This window comes from Pseudomonas sp. PS01301 (assembly GCF_029960215.1).
Taxonomy (GTDB): Bacteria; Pseudomonadota; Gammaproteobacteria; order Pseudomonadales; family Pseudomonadaceae; genus Aquipseudomonas; species Aquipseudomonas coleopterorum.
This window is the reverse complement of record NZ_JASCPM010000005.1, coordinates 72,273-88,074: the sequence shown is the minus strand read 5'-3', so window position 1 is coordinate 88,074 and position 15,802 is coordinate 72,273. Positions and strand designations below refer to the sequence as shown.

Annotated in this window: 16 protein-coding genes; 7 read left to right on the top strand and 9 right to left on the bottom strand. The window is 62.9% G+C overall.

Translation table 11 applies throughout. The annotated features are described in order from the left end of the window. Positions 1 to 5: 5 nt before the first annotated feature. The 3 genes from rsmB to def all read right to left on the bottom strand — a co-directional run bounded on the left by rsmB (position 6) and on the right by def (position 2,883). Complete coding sequence (gene rsmB / locus QMX89_RS04090; RefSeq protein WP_282347084.1) at positions 6 to 1,319, bottom strand: 16S rRNA (cytosine(967)-C(5))-methyltransferase RsmB; 1,314 nt, start codon at positions 1,317 to 1,319, stop codon at positions 6 to 8. Then, a complete protein-coding gene (gene fmt, locus QMX89_RS04085; protein WP_282347082.1) occupies positions 1,316 to 2,248 on the bottom strand; it encodes a methionyl-tRNA formyltransferase in 933 nt (310 codons plus the stop codon). The genes rsmB and fmt overlap by 4 nt, the downstream gene beginning before the upstream one ends. 128 nt (positions 2,249 to 2,376) lie before the next feature. Continuing rightward, the gene (gene def / locus QMX89_RS04080; protein ID WP_049860474.1) at positions 2,377 to 2,883 is read right to left on the bottom strand and encodes a peptide deformylase; all 507 of its coding nucleotides are present in this window, start codon (positions 2,881 to 2,883) and stop codon (positions 2,377 to 2,379) included. Positions 2,884 to 2,954: 71 nt separating this feature from the next. Between def and QMX89_RS04075 the strand changes: the two genes are divergently transcribed. The 3 genes from QMX89_RS04075 to QMX89_RS04065 all read left to right on the top strand — a co-directional run bounded on the left by QMX89_RS04075 (position 2,955) and on the right by QMX89_RS04065 (position 5,798). After that, positions 2,955 to 3,980 (top strand): LysM peptidoglycan-binding domain-containing protein, encoded by a 1,026-nt coding sequence (locus QMX89_RS04075; RefSeq protein ID WP_282347080.1) that lies wholly within the window; start codon positions 2,955 to 2,957, stop codon positions 3,978 to 3,980. A gap of 119 nt (positions 3,981 to 4,099) precedes the next feature. Further along, entirely contained in the window at positions 4,100 to 5,206 is a 1,107-nt protein-coding gene (dprA, locus tag QMX89_RS04070; protein ID WP_282347078.1) for a DNA-processing protein DprA, read from the top strand. Between the two features lie 37 nt (positions 5,207 to 5,243). Further along, positions 5,244 to 5,798 (top strand): L-threonylcarbamoyladenylate synthase, encoded by a 555-nt coding sequence (locus tag QMX89_RS04065; RefSeq protein WP_049860477.1) that lies wholly within the window; start codon positions 5,244 to 5,246, stop codon positions 5,796 to 5,798. 69 nt (positions 5,799 to 5,867) lie between these two features. Here the strand turns inward: QMX89_RS04065 and QMX89_RS04060 are convergent, their stop codons facing one another. Next, positions 5,868 to 6,842, bottom strand: coding sequence for an NADPH:quinone reductase (locus QMX89_RS04060; RefSeq protein WP_282347074.1), 975 nt, complete (start codon positions 6,840 to 6,842; stop codon positions 5,868 to 5,870). Positions 6,843 to 7,007: 165 nt separating this feature from the next. On the opposite strand from QMX89_RS04060, the gene hemF reads away from it, so the two are divergent. Together hemF and aroE are read left to right on the top strand one after the other, a co-directional pair. Further along, the gene (gene hemF / locus QMX89_RS04055; RefSeq protein ID WP_192066317.1) at positions 7,008 to 7,931 is read left to right on the top strand and encodes an oxygen-dependent coproporphyrinogen oxidase; all 924 of its coding nucleotides are present in this window, start codon (positions 7,008 to 7,010) and stop codon (positions 7,929 to 7,931) included. Between the two features lie 17 nt (positions 7,932 to 7,948). Next, positions 7,949 to 8,773, top strand: coding sequence for a shikimate dehydrogenase (gene aroE / locus QMX89_RS04050; protein ID WP_056844863.1), 825 nt, complete (start codon positions 7,949 to 7,951; stop codon positions 8,771 to 8,773). A 162-nt stretch (positions 8,774 to 8,935) separates the two neighbouring features. Here the strand turns inward: aroE and choX are convergent, their stop codons facing one another. Then, positions 8,936 to 9,871, bottom strand: coding sequence for a choline ABC transporter substrate-binding protein (gene choX / locus QMX89_RS04045; protein ID WP_282347064.1), 936 nt, complete (start codon positions 9,869 to 9,871; stop codon positions 8,936 to 8,938). 24 nt (positions 9,872 to 9,895) lie between these two features. Further along, on the bottom strand, positions 9,896 to 11,422 hold the full coding sequence (gene betC / locus QMX89_RS04040) for a choline-sulfatase (protein WP_282347063.1): 1,527 nt from the start codon (positions 11,420 to 11,422) through the stop codon (positions 9,896 to 9,898). A 114-nt stretch (positions 11,423 to 11,536) separates the two neighbouring features. On the opposite strand from betC, the gene QMX89_RS04035 reads away from it, so the two are divergent. Next, complete coding sequence (locus QMX89_RS04035; protein WP_282347062.1) at positions 11,537 to 12,445, top strand: LysR family transcriptional regulator; 909 nt, start codon at positions 11,537 to 11,539, stop codon at positions 12,443 to 12,445. Positions 12,446 to 12,539: 94 nt separating this feature from the next. Beyond that, complete coding sequence (locus tag QMX89_RS04030) at positions 12,540 to 13,049, top strand: hypothetical protein (RefSeq protein ID WP_282347061.1); 510 nt, start codon at positions 12,540 to 12,542, stop codon at positions 13,047 to 13,049. A gap of 8 nt (positions 13,050 to 13,057) precedes the next feature. On the opposite strand, the gene QMX89_RS04025 is transcribed toward QMX89_RS04030, so the two are convergent. The 3 genes from QMX89_RS04025 to trpB all read right to left on the bottom strand — a co-directional run bounded on the left by QMX89_RS04025 (position 13,058) and on the right by trpB (position 15,707). Next, on the bottom strand, positions 13,058 to 13,549 hold the full coding sequence (locus QMX89_RS04025; RefSeq protein ID WP_282347060.1) for an anti-virulence regulator CigR family protein: 492 nt from the start codon (positions 13,547 to 13,549) through the stop codon (positions 13,058 to 13,060). A 122-nt stretch (positions 13,550 to 13,671) separates the two neighbouring features. Next, on the bottom strand, positions 13,672 to 14,484 hold the full coding sequence (gene trpA, locus QMX89_RS04020) for a tryptophan synthase subunit alpha (protein ID WP_282347059.1): 813 nt from the start codon (positions 14,482 to 14,484) through the stop codon (positions 13,672 to 13,674). Continuing rightward, positions 14,481 to 15,707, bottom strand: coding sequence for a tryptophan synthase subunit beta (gene trpB, locus QMX89_RS04015; RefSeq protein ID WP_056844868.1), 1,227 nt, complete (start codon positions 15,705 to 15,707; stop codon positions 14,481 to 14,483). The genes trpA and trpB overlap by 4 nt, the downstream gene beginning before the upstream one ends. Positions 15,708 to 15,802 lie beyond the last annotated feature (95 nt).

Here is a 15,802-nt window from a genome sequence, read left to right as displayed (position 1 = left end):
CCCCGTCAATGGCCGCGTGTAGCGGCGATCTTGATCAGTTTGGCGTAGTAAAAGCCATCGTGACCGCCCTCTTGCGCCAGCAATTGGCGGCCATGGGCCTGCTTGATCCCGGCGGACGTGGCCAGGTCCAGTTCGCGGGCGCCGGGCGTGCGAGCGAGGAACGCTTCGATGACCTCGGTATTTTCCGTGGGCAAGGTCGAGCACGTGGCATAGAGCAACACACCGCCAACCTCCAGGGTCGGCCACATGGCGTCGAGCAGCTGGCCTTGCAGCACGGCCAAGGCATGGATGTCGTCGGGTTGGCGGGTCAGCTTGATGTCGGGATGACGGCGGATCACGCCGGTGGCCGAACAGGGTGCGTCGAGCAGGATGCGTTGGAACGGCTTGCCGTCCCACCAGGCTGAGGTATCGCGGCCATCGGCGGCGATCAAATGAGCCTGCAACCCCAGACGCTGCAGGTTCTCGCGCACCCGGACCAGGCGTTTCGCTTCGAGATCGATTCCCACAACCTCAGCCAGGGCCGGTTCGGCTTCCAGGATATGGCATGTCTTGCCACCTGGCGCGCAGCAGGCATCGAGCACGCGTTGGCCGGAGGCCAGGTCGAGTAGCTCGGCGGCCAACTGCGCGGCTTCATCCTGCACGCTGACCCAGCCTTCGCTGAAACCGGGCAGCCCGCGTACATCGCAGGCTCCTGAAAGAACAATGCCATCGCGGCTGTGGACACAGGCCTGCGCGGCCACGCCCTGCTCGGCCAGCAGGCCCAGGTAGGCATCACGGTCGTGATGGCGGCGGTTGACCCGCAGGATCATCGGCGGATGGGCGTTATTGGCAGCGCAAATGGCTTCCCACTGCTCTGGCCAGAAAGCTTTGAGCGATTTCTGCAGCCAGCGCGGGTGGGCGGTGCGTACTACCGGATCGCGTTCGAGTTCGGCCAGAATGGCGTCACTCTCGCGTTGGGCGCGTCGCAGCACGGCGTTGAGCAATGCCTTGGCCCAGGGTTTCTTCAGCTTGTCGGCGCAGCCGACGGTTTCGCCGATCGCGGCATGGGCCGGCACGCGGGTGTACAGCAGCTGGTAGAGGCCCACCAGCAGCAGGGCATGCACATCGGCATCGGCGGCCTTGAAGGGCTTTTGCAGCAGCCGCTCGGCCAGTGCGTCGAGACGGGGCTGCCAGCGTGCCGTGCCGAACGCCAGGTCCTGAACCAGGCCACGGTCCCGCGCTTCGACCTTGTCCAATTCCTTGGGCAGGGAGCTGTTGAGCGAGGCCTTGCCGTTGAGCACTGCCGCGAGCGCGCGGGCCGCCGCCAGACGCGGGTTCATTGGCCCAGCACCGTGCCGACCACGAAGCGATCGCGGCGGCTGTTGAACAGGTCACTGAAGTTGAGTGGCTTGCCGCCCGGCAACTGCAGGCGGGTCAGGCGCAGTGCTTGCACACCGCAGGCGACGGTCAGCCCGTCCTTGTCGACCTGAAGGATTTCACCCGGCTGACCGCTGCCCTCGGCCAACTCGGCCGCCAGCACCTTCAGGGCCTCGCCGTTCAAGGTGCTGTGGCAGATCGGCCAGGGGAAAAACGCCCGTACCAGGCGTTCCAGCACTTCGGCCGGCTGGCTCCAGTCGATGCGTGCTTCGTTCTTGTCCAGCTTGTGCGCGTAGTTGGCCAGGCTGTCGTCCTGGGTTTCGCCCGGCAGGGAGCCCGCAGCCAAGCCGGAAATGGCCTGGACCACGGCCGGCGGGCCAAGCTGCGCCAAACGGTCGTGCAGGCTGCCGCCGGTATCGTGGGCATCGATCGGGGTGCTGACCTTGAGCAGCATGGGGCCCGTATCGAGACCGGCCTCCATGCGCATCACGGTGACGCCGCTCTGCGCATCGCCAGCCTGCACCGCCCGCTGGATCGGCGCTGCACCGCGCCAGCGTGGCAGCAGCGAAGCATGACTGTTCATGCAGCCCAGCGGCGGAATATCCAGCACCGCCTGCGGCAGGATAAGCCCGTAGGCGACCACCACCATGAGGTCCGGAGCCAGTTCACGCAGCTTGGCCTGTGCCTGCGGGTCACGCAGCGTCGCTGGCTGGAGCACAGGGATGCCGTGCTCCAGGGCCAGTTGCTTGACCGGGCTTTGCATGAGTTTCTGCCCGCGTCCCGCCGGGCGATCCGGCTGGGTGTACACGGCGACGATATCGTGGGAGGTGGCCAGCAGGGCCTTGAGGTGTTCGGCGGCAAACTCGGGAGTGCCCGCGAAGACGATGCGCATGGAGTTCTCGCTGTTGGAGGTGGGCCGCAACCCTTTGTAGGAGCGGCTGGCAGCCGCGAAAGGGCCCTTCCTGACGCACCGAGGTGCGTTGTTCGCGGCTATTGACCGCTCCTACAGGGGCACCGGAATCAGGCTTGCTGCTTGTGCAGTTTTTCCAGCTTCTTCTTGATCCGGTCGCGCTTGAGATTGGACAGGTAGTCGACGAACAGCTTGCCGTTGAGGTGGTCGCACTCGTGCTGGATGCACACGGCCAGCAGGCCTTCGGCGATCAGTTCGTAGGGCTTGCCGTCGCGATCCAGCGCCGTGACCTTGACCTTCTGCGGACGATCGACATTCTCGTAGAAGCCGGGCACCGACAGGCAGCCTTCCTGGTACTGGTCCATCTCGTCGGTCAACGACTCGAACTCGGGGTTGATGAACACCCGCGGTTCGCTGCGATCTTCGGACAGGTCCATGACCACGATGCGCTTGTGCACATTGATCTGGGTAGCGGCCAAACCGATGCCCGGCGCGTCGTACATGGTTTCAAACATGTCATCGATGAGCTGGCGAACGCTGTCGTCCACCACCGTGACCGGCTTGGCGACGGTACGCAGGCGCGGGTCTGGAAATTCGAGGATGTTTAAAATAGCCATATGCGTATGTGCTGCACTGTGAGGTAAAGTCGTTATTTCGCGTGAACAGACATGATAAAGGGATTCACGGCATGAGGAAATCACTACTCGCCCTGCTACTGCTGGCAATGTCCGGCCTGACGCAGGCGCAGGTGCAGCTCAGGGACGGCTACCCACAGCGCTACACCGTGGTCCGTGGCGACACATTGTGGGACATTTCCGGCAAGTTTCTGCGCCAGCCGTGGCAGTGGCCGCAGCTCTGGCACGCCAATCCGCAGATTGCCAACCCCGACCTGATCTACCCCGGCGACTCGCTGGTGCTGGGCTTCGTCGATGGCCAGCCGCAACTGATGCTCGAGCGCGGCGCCTCGCGCGGCACCATCAAGCTCTCGCCCAAGGTGCGCACCACACCGATGGCCGAAGCCATTCCCAGCATACCGCTGGAATCGATCAACAGCTTTCTGCTGACCAACCGCATCATGGATTCGGTCGAAGATTTCAACGCCGCACCCTACATCGTCGCCGGCAATGCCGAGCGGGTGCTCAGTGGCATGGGCGACCGCATCTACGCTCGCGGATCGTTCGATCCGGCGCAGTCGGTCTATGGCATCTTCCGCCAGGGCAAGGCCTACACGGATCCCGATACCCAGGAGTTTCTGGGCATCAACGCCGACAATATCGGTGGTGGCGAAATCGTCGCGACCGAAGGTGACATTTCTACCCTGGTCCTGCAGCGCTCGCGCGAAGAAGTTCGCCTGGGCGATCGGCTGTTCAGCGATGAACAGCGTGCGGTCAATTCAACATTTTTTCCCAGCGCGCCGCAGTCGGACATCCATGGTGTGATCATTGATGTGCCACGAGGTGTTACACAGATCGGCAAGTACGACGTGGTCACCTTGAACCGCGGAACGCGCGACGGGCTGCGCGAAGGCAACGTTCTGGCGGTCTACAAGACCGGCGAGACAGTGCGCGATCGTATCACTGGCGAGCAGATCAAGGTCCCGGACGAGCGTTCCGGTCTGCTCATGGTGTTCCGCACTTATGAAAAGCTGAGCTATGGTTTGATCCTCAACGCCAACCGCTCGTTGGCAGTGATGGACAAGGTAGGCAACCCGTAGCCGCACCTGGCGCCTGGGTACGAGAGGATCGTGCCCAGGCGCATTCCGATACTTTTGTGCACAGAGTTATCCACAGCTTGTCCAGCTGCTTGCGAGCCTGCCGATTCAAGGATGATCGGATGCCGCTTTTCGAAAGCAACACCCACACCTGTTCCGAACTCGAAGCGCGTCTGCGCTTGCAACTACTCCCCGACATTGGCTCGCAACGCTTTCACAAGCTCGTTGCGCACTTCGGCTGTGCGCGTTCGGCGCTCGATGCCTCGGCCGTGCAATGGCGCGGTGCAGGTTGCAGCGACGCCAGCGCCCAGGCCCGCCGCGACCCCGGCATTCATCAATCCGCTGCGGCTGCGATGGCCTGGCTAGAGCGTGCGGACCAGCATTTGCTGATGTGGGACCAGCCCGACTACCCGGCCCTGCTCAAGGAGATCGCCGATCCACCGCCGCTGCTGTTCGTGCGCGGGGACCCCGGCGTACTGGAGCGGCCGCAGATCGCCGTGGTTGGCAGTCGCCGCGCCTCGCCGCCCGGATTGGACAATGCCCGGGCCTTCGCTCGCAGCCTGGCAGGTGCGGGATTCACGATCACCAGCGGTCTCGCCCTGGGTGTGGACGGTGCTGCCCACCAAGGTGCACTGGACGTGGGTGGACATACCATCGCGGTCTTGGGCACCGGGCTGGAAAAACTTTATCCACAGAAGCACCGTGCCTTGGCGCAGGCCATCGTCGAGGCCCGTGGCGCGCTGGTTTCCGAGTTTCCCCTGCAGGCCCAGGCACAGCCCGGCAATTTTCCCCGGCGCAACCGGATCATCAGCGGCTTGTCGCTGGGCGTGCTGGTCATCGAAGCGAGTCCGGCCAGCGGGTCGCTGATCACTGCGCGTCTTGCCGCCGAGCATGGTCGCGAAGTGTGGGCACTGCCAGGCTCGATTCATCATCCTGGCGCCCGCGGTTGTCATCAGTTGATCCGCGACGGTGCGCAGTTGGTCGAGACCATCGATCACATCCTCGAAGGCTTGCAGGGTTGGCAGCGCCTGCCGCCAGCCTCGTCGCCAGCACCGCAACGATCGCAAGATCCGCTGCTGAGCGCGTTGGTGGCAGCGGCGCATACCACTGAAGGTTTGGCCGCAGCCCTCGGCTGGCCATTGCCCCGGGTGATGGCGCAACTCACCGAGCTGGAACTGCAGGGGCGTGTGATCAGTCAGGCGGGGCGTTGGTTTGCACGTGCCAGCTAAGTACACTGGCGGCAGTTTCCAATGGGAGTGACAGCAGATGGTGAGCAGTTGGCGTGTGCAACAAGCGGCGCGCGAGATCCGAGCGGGCGCGGTGATCGCCTACCCGACCGAAGCTGTCTGGGGGCTGGGTTGCGATCCGTGGGACGAAGAGGCGGTCTACCGCTTGCTCGCCATCAAGGAGCGCTCGGTCGACAAGGGTCTGATACTGGTCGCCGACAACATTCGTCAGTTCGACTTCCTGTTCGAGGACTTCCCCGAGGACTGGATCGATCGGATGGCCAGCACCTGGCCCGGCCCGAATACCTGGCTGGTGCCTCATCAGGACCTGTTGCCCGAGTGGATCACCGGCATTCACGACTCCGTGGCCCTGCGCGTGAGCGATCACCCGCAGGTGCGCGAGCTGTGTGCGCTGGTAGGGCCGCTGGTGTCGACCTCGGCCAATCGCCAGGGCCGTCCGGCTGCCCGCAGCCGCCTGCGCGTGGAGCAATACTTCCGGGGCGAAGTGGACCTGGTGCTGGGGGGCGCGCTGGGCGGGCGGAAAAGTCCGAGCGTGATCCGTGACCTGGTCACCGGCGAGGTGATCAGGCCCTGACTCTGGACCTGACTCTTGCCCTAAAAAATATGGCGAGAGAGCCGTCAGCGTGCGGCTCCCTCCCCGTCTTCACGGCAGCAGGATGGTCGAGCCCACCGTCTCGCGTGCGGCGAGGGCCGTTTGTGCCTTCGCCGCATCGCTCAACGGGTACTGCTGGCTGACGTCGACCTTGAGCTTGCCGCTGGCGATCACCTCGAACAGTTCGTCGGCCATGCCCTGTACCGCACCGGGCACCGCGTAGCTGGCAAGGGTTGGCCGGGTGACGTACAGCGAGCCCTTCTGCGACAGGATCCCCAGGTTGACGCCACTGACCGCGCCGGAGGCGTTGCCGAAGCTGACCATCAGGCCACGTGGCTGGAGGCAGTCCAGCGAGGTTTCCCAGGTGTCCTTGCCCACGCCATCGTAGACCACCGGGCATTTCTTGCCGTCGGTCAACTCCAAAACTCGCTTGGCCACATCCTCGTGGCTGTAGTCGATCACTTCCCAGGCCCCCAGTGCCTTGGCTCGCTCGGCCTTGGCGGGCGAGCTGACGGTACCGATCAGCTTCACGCCCAACGCCGCTGCCCATTGGCAGGCGAGCGAACCCACGCCACCGGCGGCCGCGTGGAACAGAATGGTTTCTCCGGCTTCGACCTTGTAGGTCTGGCGCAACAGGTATTGAACGGTCAGGCCCTTGAGCATCACTGCAGCGGCCTGCTCGAAAGTGATCGCTTGCGGCAGGTGCACGGCCATGGCCGCAGGCAACACGTGCAGGTCGCTGTAGGCGCCCAGGGGACCGCCTGCGTAGGCCACACGATCGCCGACCTTGAAACCGTCCACCTCGCTGCCCACTGCCTCCACCACGCCGGCCGCCTCGGTGCCCAGGCCCGATGGCAGTTGTGGCGTCGGGTACAGGCCGCTGCGGAAATAGTTGTCGATGTAGTTCACGCCCACGGCGTGATTGCTTACGCGAATCTCCTGCGGGCCCGGTTGCCTGGGCTCGAAGTCGACGAACTCGAGGACTTCCGGGCCGCCGGTGGAACCGAACTGGATACGCTTTGCCATCTGTTCACTCCTGCTGTCGTTGGGCGAAGGCCTATCGGACGCCTTTGCTTGATCGGCGTCAACTGCCGCAGGCGGTGAGCGATGCTATGCTACGCGCCGACTTGATCGCCGGTCAGGCGTGCACGCAGGCCGCTGGCGGTATTTGCCCTTCTCCAAGGTGATGCCATGACTACCCGCACCGAGGCCGTAAAAGCCTATCTGCTCGATCTGCAGGACCGAATCTGCCACGCCTTGCAGGCCGAAGACGGCGGCGCGCAGTTCGTCGAAGATGCCTGGACGCGTCCTGCGGGCGGCGGCGGTCGTACCCGGGTGATTGCCGACGGTGAGTTGATCGAAAAAGGCGGGGTCAATTTTTCCCACGTGTTCGGCACCGGCCTGCCGCCCTCGGCCAGCGCCCATCGCCCGGAACTGGCCGGCCGTGGTTTCGAGGCGCTGGGCGTGTCCCTGGTGATTCACCCGCACAACCCGCATGTGCCCACGTCCCACGCCAACGTGCGCTTCTTCATCGCCGAAAAGGAAGGCGAAGAGGCGGTCTGGTGGTTCGGTGGTGGTTTCGACCTGACGCCCTACTATGCCCACGAGGAAGACTGCATCCACTGGCACCGCGTCGCCCAGCAGGCCTGCGAGCCCTTTGGCGCCGATGTCTATCCACGCTACAAGGCCTGGTGCGATCGCTATTTCCATCTCAAGCACCGCGGCGAGCCGCGCGGTGTGGGCGGCCTGTTCTTCGATGACTTGAACGAATGGGATTTCGACACCAGCTTCGCTTTCATGCGCGCCATCGGCGATGCCTTCATCGACGCCTATTTGCCCATCGTGCAGCGTCGCAAGGCCATGGCCTACACCGCGCAGCAGCGTGAATTCCAGGAATTCCGCCGCGGCCGCTACGTCGAGTTCAACCTGGTCTACGACCGCGGTACGCTGTTCGGTCTGCAGTCGGGAGGCCGCACGGAGTCGATCCTGATGTCGCTACCGCCGCAGGTGCGCTGGGGCTATGACTGGAAGGCTGCGCCTGGTAGCGAAGAAGCGCGGTTGACCGATTATTTCCTCCAGGACCGCGACTGGCTGGCACAAGCCTCCGCCCTTTGATTCAGGAACCGTTTCGCATGGACAGTTATGTGGTTTTCGGCAACCCGGTGGGTCACAGCAAGTCACCGGCCATTCACCGATTGTTTGCCGAGCAGACCGGCCAGGCGTTGGACTACAGCACGCTGCTGGCGCCCATCGATGGCTTCACCGACTGTGCCCTGGGCTTTTTCAAGGAAGGCCTGGGCGCCAACGTCACCGTGCCGTTCAAGGAGCAGGCCTTCAGCCTGTGCAGCGTGCTGACCCCACGCGCGCAGCGTGCCGGCGCGGTGAACATGCTCAGCCGTCTGCCCGATGGCGGCCTGCGTGGCGACAACACCGATGGCGTGGGGTTGGTGCGCGATCTGGTCGACAACGCCGGTGTGACCTTGCAAGGCAAGCGCATTCTGTTGCTGGGTGCCGGCGGTGCGGTGCGAGGGGTGATCGAGCCGCTGCTCGAACAGCAGCCGCTGTCGCTGGTGATCGCCAACCGTACGGTCGAGAAAGCCGAACAGCTGGCGCGGCTGTTCGCTGATCTGGGCCCGGTTGCGGCCAGTGGCTTCGATTGGCTGGAAGAGCCTGTGGATATCATCATCAATGCCACGTCGGCGAGCCTGGCAGGCGATCTGCCGCCCATTGCCAGCAGCTTGATCGAACCCGGTGTCACGGTCTGCTACGACATGATGTACGGCAAGGAACCGACGCCGTTCTGTCGCTGGGCCAGCGAACACGGTGCGCGGCTGTCGCTGGATGGTTTCGGCATGCTGGTCGAGCAGGCGGCGGAAGCCTTCACCTACTGGCGGGGCGTGGCGGTGGATACAGCGCCGGTGCTGAGCCAGTTGCGGCGGGAGATGGCGGCGGGTTGAGTCGATTGAAGGGGTGTCAGTGAAGGCCTCTTCGCGGGCAGAGAGCTCGCCGCCCGCCCCGCTCCCACAGAGATCCAGTGCTCAACGCGGTATCCATGTGGGAGCGGGCTCTGCCCGCGAAGAGGCCATCACTGACACCCACCACCATCAAGCCCGTAAAAATCAAAGCTTCGCCCGCACCACCGGCAGCGCATCCTTGCCATCCAGTGTCTTCACCCCGTCCAGCCACTTCTCCAGCACCGCCGGATTGGCTTTCAGCCAGGCATGCGCCGCCTGAGCGCTGGTCTTCTTGCTGTTGGCCACATCGGCCATGATCCCGTTTTCCATCTCCTGGGTGAACACCAAGTTGCTGAGCAGCTTGGCGGTGTTCGGGCAGCTCTGGGCATAACCCTTGCGGGTCAACGTGTGCACGGTCCCGGTGGAGCCGAAATACTTCTCGCCGCCCGTGAGGTATTTGAGCTTGATCTGCACGTTCATCGGGTGCGGCGTCCAACCGAGGAAGACCACGAACGCCTTCTTCTTCACGTTGCGATTGACCTCGGCCAACATGGCCTGCTCGCTGGACTCCACCAGCTTCCAGTCACCCAAACCGAATTCGTCTTTCTTGATGATCTCGGCCAGTGACAGGTTGGCCGGTGCCCCCGAACCAATGCCGTAGATCTTCTTGCCGAACTGATCGGCATGCTTGTCCAGGTCGGCGAAATCCTTCACTCCGGCGTCGTAGACATAATCGGGAACGGCCAGGGTGAACTCGGTACCGTCCAGGTTCTTGGCGTACTGCACCACATCGCCGTTGGCGACGAACTTGTCGTAGAAACCCTGTTGAGCCGGCATCCAGTTGCCAAGGAAGACATCCACCTGCCCATCCTTCAAGCCGCCGAAAATGATGGGCACGGCCAGGGTGTCGATCTTGGGCTTGTAGCCCATGCCCTCCAACACCAGGCTAGCCAGCGCATTGGTGGCGGCGATGTCGCTCCAGCCCGGGTCGGCCATCTTCACGGTGGCGCAACTTTGTGGGTCAGACAGCGGTTCATCGGCGAACGCCGGCCAGCCGGCAACCGCCAACCAGCTGGCTGCCAGGGCTGTGGATATCTTCATGGTGACCTTCATGCGGACTTCCCCTCAAAGCGTCTGATGTAATGGGCAGGGTTGTGGATAACGTGCCTTGCGCTCCAGGTCGTCGAGGTCGATGTGGTTGCGCATGTATTGCTGACTGGCGTCCACCAGCGGCTGGTGATCCCAGCTCTTCAGCGTGCCCTGGGTCAATGCACTGGCCACGAAACGACGGCGGCGCTGGCTGGCGAGCACCTGTTGGTGTATCGCCGGCATGTCCCATTTACGGCGGGCTTCACTCAGAAAAGCCTCGAACAGTGCCCGGTGCGAGGGTGACTGGCTCAGGTCTTCGCGTTCGTGTGGGTCGGTGTCCACGTCGTAGAGCAGGCAGGGGTCTTGCTCGCTGTAGATGAATTTCATCGCCCCGCGGCGGATCATCATCAGCGGACTGTTGGTGCCTTCGGCCATGTACTCGCCGAACGCCTCGTCGTGGCCGCCTTCACCCTGCAGGTGGGAAACCAGCGAACGGCCATCCAGAGGCAGGCCGGGCTCGAGTTCGCCGCCGGCCAGCTCGACGAAGGTGGGCAGCAGGTCGGCGGTGGAAACAGCCGCCTGTACGCGCCCCGGCTGGAACTGGCCAGGGGCGCAGACCAGCAGCGGCACTCGCGCTGACATCTCGAACCAATGCATCTTGTACCAGAGCCCACGCTCGCCAAGCATGTCGCCGTGATCACCGGAAAAGACGATGATGGTGTCGTTTGCCAGCCCGGTTTCTTCCAGGGTCTGCATCAGCTTGCCGACATTGTGATCGATGTAGCTGCACGCGCCGAAATAGGCGCGTCGTGCGTCGCGGATCTTATCCACAGGCAAGGGTTTGTCCCACAGGTCATAGACCTTGAGCAGGCGTTGCGAATGCGGGTCCAGTTCGGTCTGGCTCGGCACGTTCTGCGGCAGGGGAATGTCTTCATCGCGGTACAGGTCCCAGAACGGCTTGGGAATGGTGTAGGGATCGTGCGGGTGGGTCATCGACACCGTCAGACAGAAAGGCCGGTCACCGTCTTCGCGAATGTGATCGAACAGGTACTGCTGGGCCTTGAACACCACTTCTTCATCGAAATCCAGCTGGTTGGTGCGCAAACAGGGGCCAGCCTGCAGCACCGAGGACATGTTGTGATACCAGCTGGGGCGCACGTCGGGTTCGTCCCAGTTGACGGCCCAGCCATAGTCGGCGGGATAGATATCGCTAGTCAGGCGTTCCTCGTAACCGTGCAGTTGGTCAGGGCCGCAGAAATGCATCTTCCCCGACAGCGCCGTGCGATAACCCAGGCGGCGCAGATAGTGGGCGTAGGTGGGCACGTCGGCGGCAAAGTCGGCAGCGTTGTCGTAGGCGCCGATCTTGCTCGGCAACTGCCCACTGACCAAGGTGAAACGCGACGGCGCGCACAGCGGGCTGTTGCAGTAGGCGGCATCGAACACCACGCCGGTTTCGGCCAGGCGGCTGATGTTCGGCAGCTTGATGGGAGACGCCGCGTAGATCGGCAACAGAGGGGCGGCCATCTGATCGACCATGATGAAAAGAATGTTCTTGCGCTTCATCGGCTCAGGGCATTCCATAGTGGAGATTAATGCGAAGTTTCTACCGTTCACCATGCGGTGCGGCTGTGGCCTGGTAAAGCCCACGCAGAACAATACCTAGGATAAGTAGCGCTTATGTTGGCAAGCCTCGGAGAGCTTTCCCTTGACCTGTTGCGGGCCTTCGAGGCCGCCGCCAGGCTGCGCAGTTTCACGGCTGCCGCCGCCGAGTTGGGTACGACGCAACCTGCCGTCAGCCAGCAGATCAAACGGCTCGAGGAACAACTGGCCATCCGCCTGTTCGATCGTATCTACCGAGGCATCGAGCTGACCGACGCAGGCTACACCCTGTTCGAGGCGGTACAGGGAGGGCTGCGCAGCATCGACGACTGTCTGGGCTTGATCACCACCCAGACCCAGCACGAAGTGCTTCAGGTCTCCACCGACTTCGCGTTCGCCGCCTATTGGCTCATGCCCCGCCTGCATCGCTTCCATCAGCGTTATCCACAGGTCGATGTCAGCCTGGTCACCAGCGAACGCAGCCACGCCATGCTCGGCCCGAACATTGACGTGGCAGTCCTGTTCGGCGATGGCCGTTTCCGTCAGGGTGAAAGTCACTGGTTGTTCAACGAAGAAGTCTTCCCGGTCTGCAGCCCGCGCCTGTTGGACGATCGAACGCTACCGCTCGGCCCTGATGCATTGCTCGAATGGCCGCTGCTGCACCTGCGCGGTGAAAGCAGCTGTCAGTGGTTCGATTGGAGCGGCCTGTTCCGCGCCTTGCACATCCCCAGTGCCCCAGCGCCGGGGCAATTGCGCTTCGACAACTACACGCTGCTCATCCAGGCCGCGATTGCCGGGCAAGGCGTTGCCATCGGCTGGCGTCACCTGGTGGACGCATTGCTGGAGCAGCAACTGCTCTGCCGCCCTTTCGAAGGCGCCGCCACATCGGCGTTGGGCTATTTCGTGGTGGTGCCGCAACGCAAACGCCGTGGACAAATGGTGCAACGGTTCGTGGATTGGGTGATGGAGGAGCAGAGCCGGCGGTAGAGGGGATATCTCACATTCACTTGGGAAACGGCTGCTACTGCACAATCGGTCGACTGGCTAACCTGCATGTCCCGCCGATCAGGAATGCATCGACATGCGCCGTGCCATAGCAGTCGCCGTTGTATCTACCGCCGTTTCAGGATGTTATCTACCCATCCCTCAAGATTATCAGCCGCCTGCCCCAATCGATATCTTCACCTATACGATCATCCGCATGATGCCAGATGATCACTCGCCTTCCCTTCGTCTTGATGAAGGTAGATCCATAGGCGCTCGGGCATTTCGACCGTTGGACCATGCATCACTGGTAGCGTTTTTCAAAGGCATGAAAGGCGAATGCGTTTCTGCTCAACACGCCTCGAACCGGATTGTATGTACGGTAATCAGCGAAACCCATTTCCAGCAGCCGGATCGCAACGTCGAAAAAGTGAGCGGCTGTTGGGGCAATATCACGCTTGTTTACGGTTTCGACTATCTCGAGCCTGTTTCAGACCTGTCGAATTGGTCATCCATGGATTTTTTTGCCAGTGAGATGGGGTGCGTAAACGCTTGGGCGACTCCGAGCTATAGCGCTTCTGATTCGGGACAGGCAGTGCATCTCTAGATGGTTGATCAGTTCAACACCCCCTGCAATACCTCATAAACGATCCCGGTACCAATGGCGATCAGCACCACATCCGTGCCCATGCGGCGCCATTCGTAGCCTTCGTAACGTGGTAGGTGCTTCAGCGCGGGACCGTCGAGGCGGGCACCGTAGCCGCGAGGCAGGGGTTGTCCCTTGATGGCGCGGATACTGGCGGGAGGTGGGGTGCCGGGCCGGAAGACGTCGCGGTGATCCTGAATGGTCTGGCGTACGGGGCCGAAATCCTGGGGTGGACCACCGCGCGCGATGCCGCCACCTGGGTTGCCTGGGCCACGGTTGCCTGGACCGCGCTCGTCATGATCAGGCCGATCGGGTCCGCCCTGCCGCTGATGGGATTGTTCCTGGCGCCCTTGACGCTGCTCATCCGGTCCACCTGGACCACCGGGGGCGGCTTGCACCAGCGGTGCACAAGCGATCAACAGTGCGCCCACGCTCAGGATCAGGTTTTTTGGCATGTTCATCATGGATTTCCTTCACGGCCAAACAGCAAAAAGGGGCACCGAACACAGGTTCGATCCCCCTTGGTCTTGCCGTTTAGTCCCGTGAACCGGAGGCTAATTCCTCTGTATTGGAATCTTTACCTTCAGTTGACACGAGCCTTACGTACGCCCTGCGCCAGTTGACTGCACAGCGACAGCACATCTTCCACAGCCTGACCGTGGTGCTGGGCATGGGCGATCTTGTCCACCAGCGCCGAGCCGACCACCACGCCATCGGCCAAGCGGGCAATGGCGGCGGCCTGGTCGGGCGTGCGGATGCCGAAACCGACGCTGATCGGCAGGTCGGTATGCCGACGCAGCCGCTCGATGGCAGCGCCTACGTGCTCGGTGGTAGCCGAGCCGGCACCGGTCACGCCGGCCACCGATACGTAGTAGACGAAGCCGGAGCTGCGCTCCAGCACCCGTGGCAAGCGTGCATCGTCGGTGGTTGGCGTGGTCAGACGGATGAAGTCGATACCGGAGGCCTGTGCCGGGGTCGCCAATTCACCATCATGCTCGGGCGGCAGGTCGACGATGATCAGGCCGTCGACACCGGCCTCCTTGGCCTCGGCCACGAAGGCTTCGACGCCGAAGCGGTGAATCGGGTTGTAATAACCCATCAGCACGATGGGCGTGGTGCTGTTTTCGACGCGGAACTCACGAACCATCTGCAGGGTTTTCGCCAGCGTCTGACCGGCGTTCAGTGCCCGCAGGGTCGCCAACTGAATGGCCAGGCCGTCGGCCATCGGATCGGTGAAGGGCATGCCCAACTCGATGACATCCGCACCGGCGGCTGGCAGGCCCTTGAGGATTGCCAGCGAAGCGTCGTAGCCGGGGTCGCCAGCGGTGACGAAGGTGACCAGGGCCGCGCGGCCCTCGGCCTTGAGTTCGGCAAAGCGTTGTTCGAGGCGGCTCATGCCAGTGTCTCCTTCGCGCCCTGGGCGCCCATATGGCTCATCACGGTTTGCATGTCCTTGTCGCCGCGGCCCGACAGGCACACCACCATAAGGTGATCGGCAGGCAGCGTCGGCGCGCGCTTCATGGCTTCGGCCAGGGCGTGAGCGGTTTCCAGCGCTGGGATGATGCCTTCAAGGCGGCAGGTGGCATGGAACGCAGCCAACGCCTCTTCATCGGTGATGCTGGTGTAGTTCACGCGCTTGATTTCGTGCAACCAGGCGTGTTCAGGACCGATACCGGGGTAGTCCAGGCCAGCCGAGATGGAGTGTGCGTCAGTGATCTGCCCATCGTTGTCCTGCAGCAGATAGGTGCGATTGCCATGCAGTACACCGGGAATGCCACCGTTGAGGCTGGCGGCGTGCTTGCCCGAATCCACGCCATGGCCGGCAGCTTCGACGCCGATGATCTCCACGCTGCTGTCATCCAGGAAGGGGTGGAACAGGCCCATGGCATTGGAACCACCGCCGACGCAGGCAACGAGGCTGTCGGGCAGGCGACCTTCCTTCTCCTGCATCTGCTCACGGGTTTCCTTGCCGATGATCGACTGGAAGTCGCGCACCATCGCTGGATACGGGTGTGGGCCGGCCACGGTACCGATCAGGTAGAAGGTGTCGTCGACATTGGTGACCCAGTCACGCAGGGCATCGTTCATGGCGTCTTTCAAGGTGCCGGTGCCGGAAGTGACCGGTACGATTTCGGCGCCCAGCAGTTTCATGCGAAACACGTTCGCCTGCTGGCGCTCGATGTCGGTGGCACCCATGTAGATCACACAAGGCAGACCAAAGCGCGCGGCCACGGTGGCCGTGGCCACGCCGTGCATGCCGGCGCCGGTTTCGGCGATCAGGCGCTTCTTGCCCATGCGCTTGGCCAGCAGCACCTGACCGATGCAGTTGTTCACCTTGTGTGCGCCGGTGTGGTTGAGTTCTTCGCGCTTGAAGTAGATTTTCGCCCCGCCGCAATGTTCGGTCAGGCGCTCAGCGAAATACAACGGATTGGGTCGGCCGATATAGTCGCGCTGGAAGTAGGCGACCTGCTCGAGAAACTCGGGATCGGCCTTGGCCGCTTCGTATTCCCGAGCCAGCTCAAGCACCAGCGGCATCAGGGTCTCGGCGACGTATCGGCCGCCGAAGGCGCCGAACAGGCCGTTGCTGTCCGGGCCACTGCGAAGATTGCTCTGGGTCATGCGAAGCTCCAGGGGAAATGAAAGGGCGATGTCACTACTGTACCCATGACAGCCGCTCAGGAAAACCGATAAGATCTCGGCAACCTGTCAGGAAT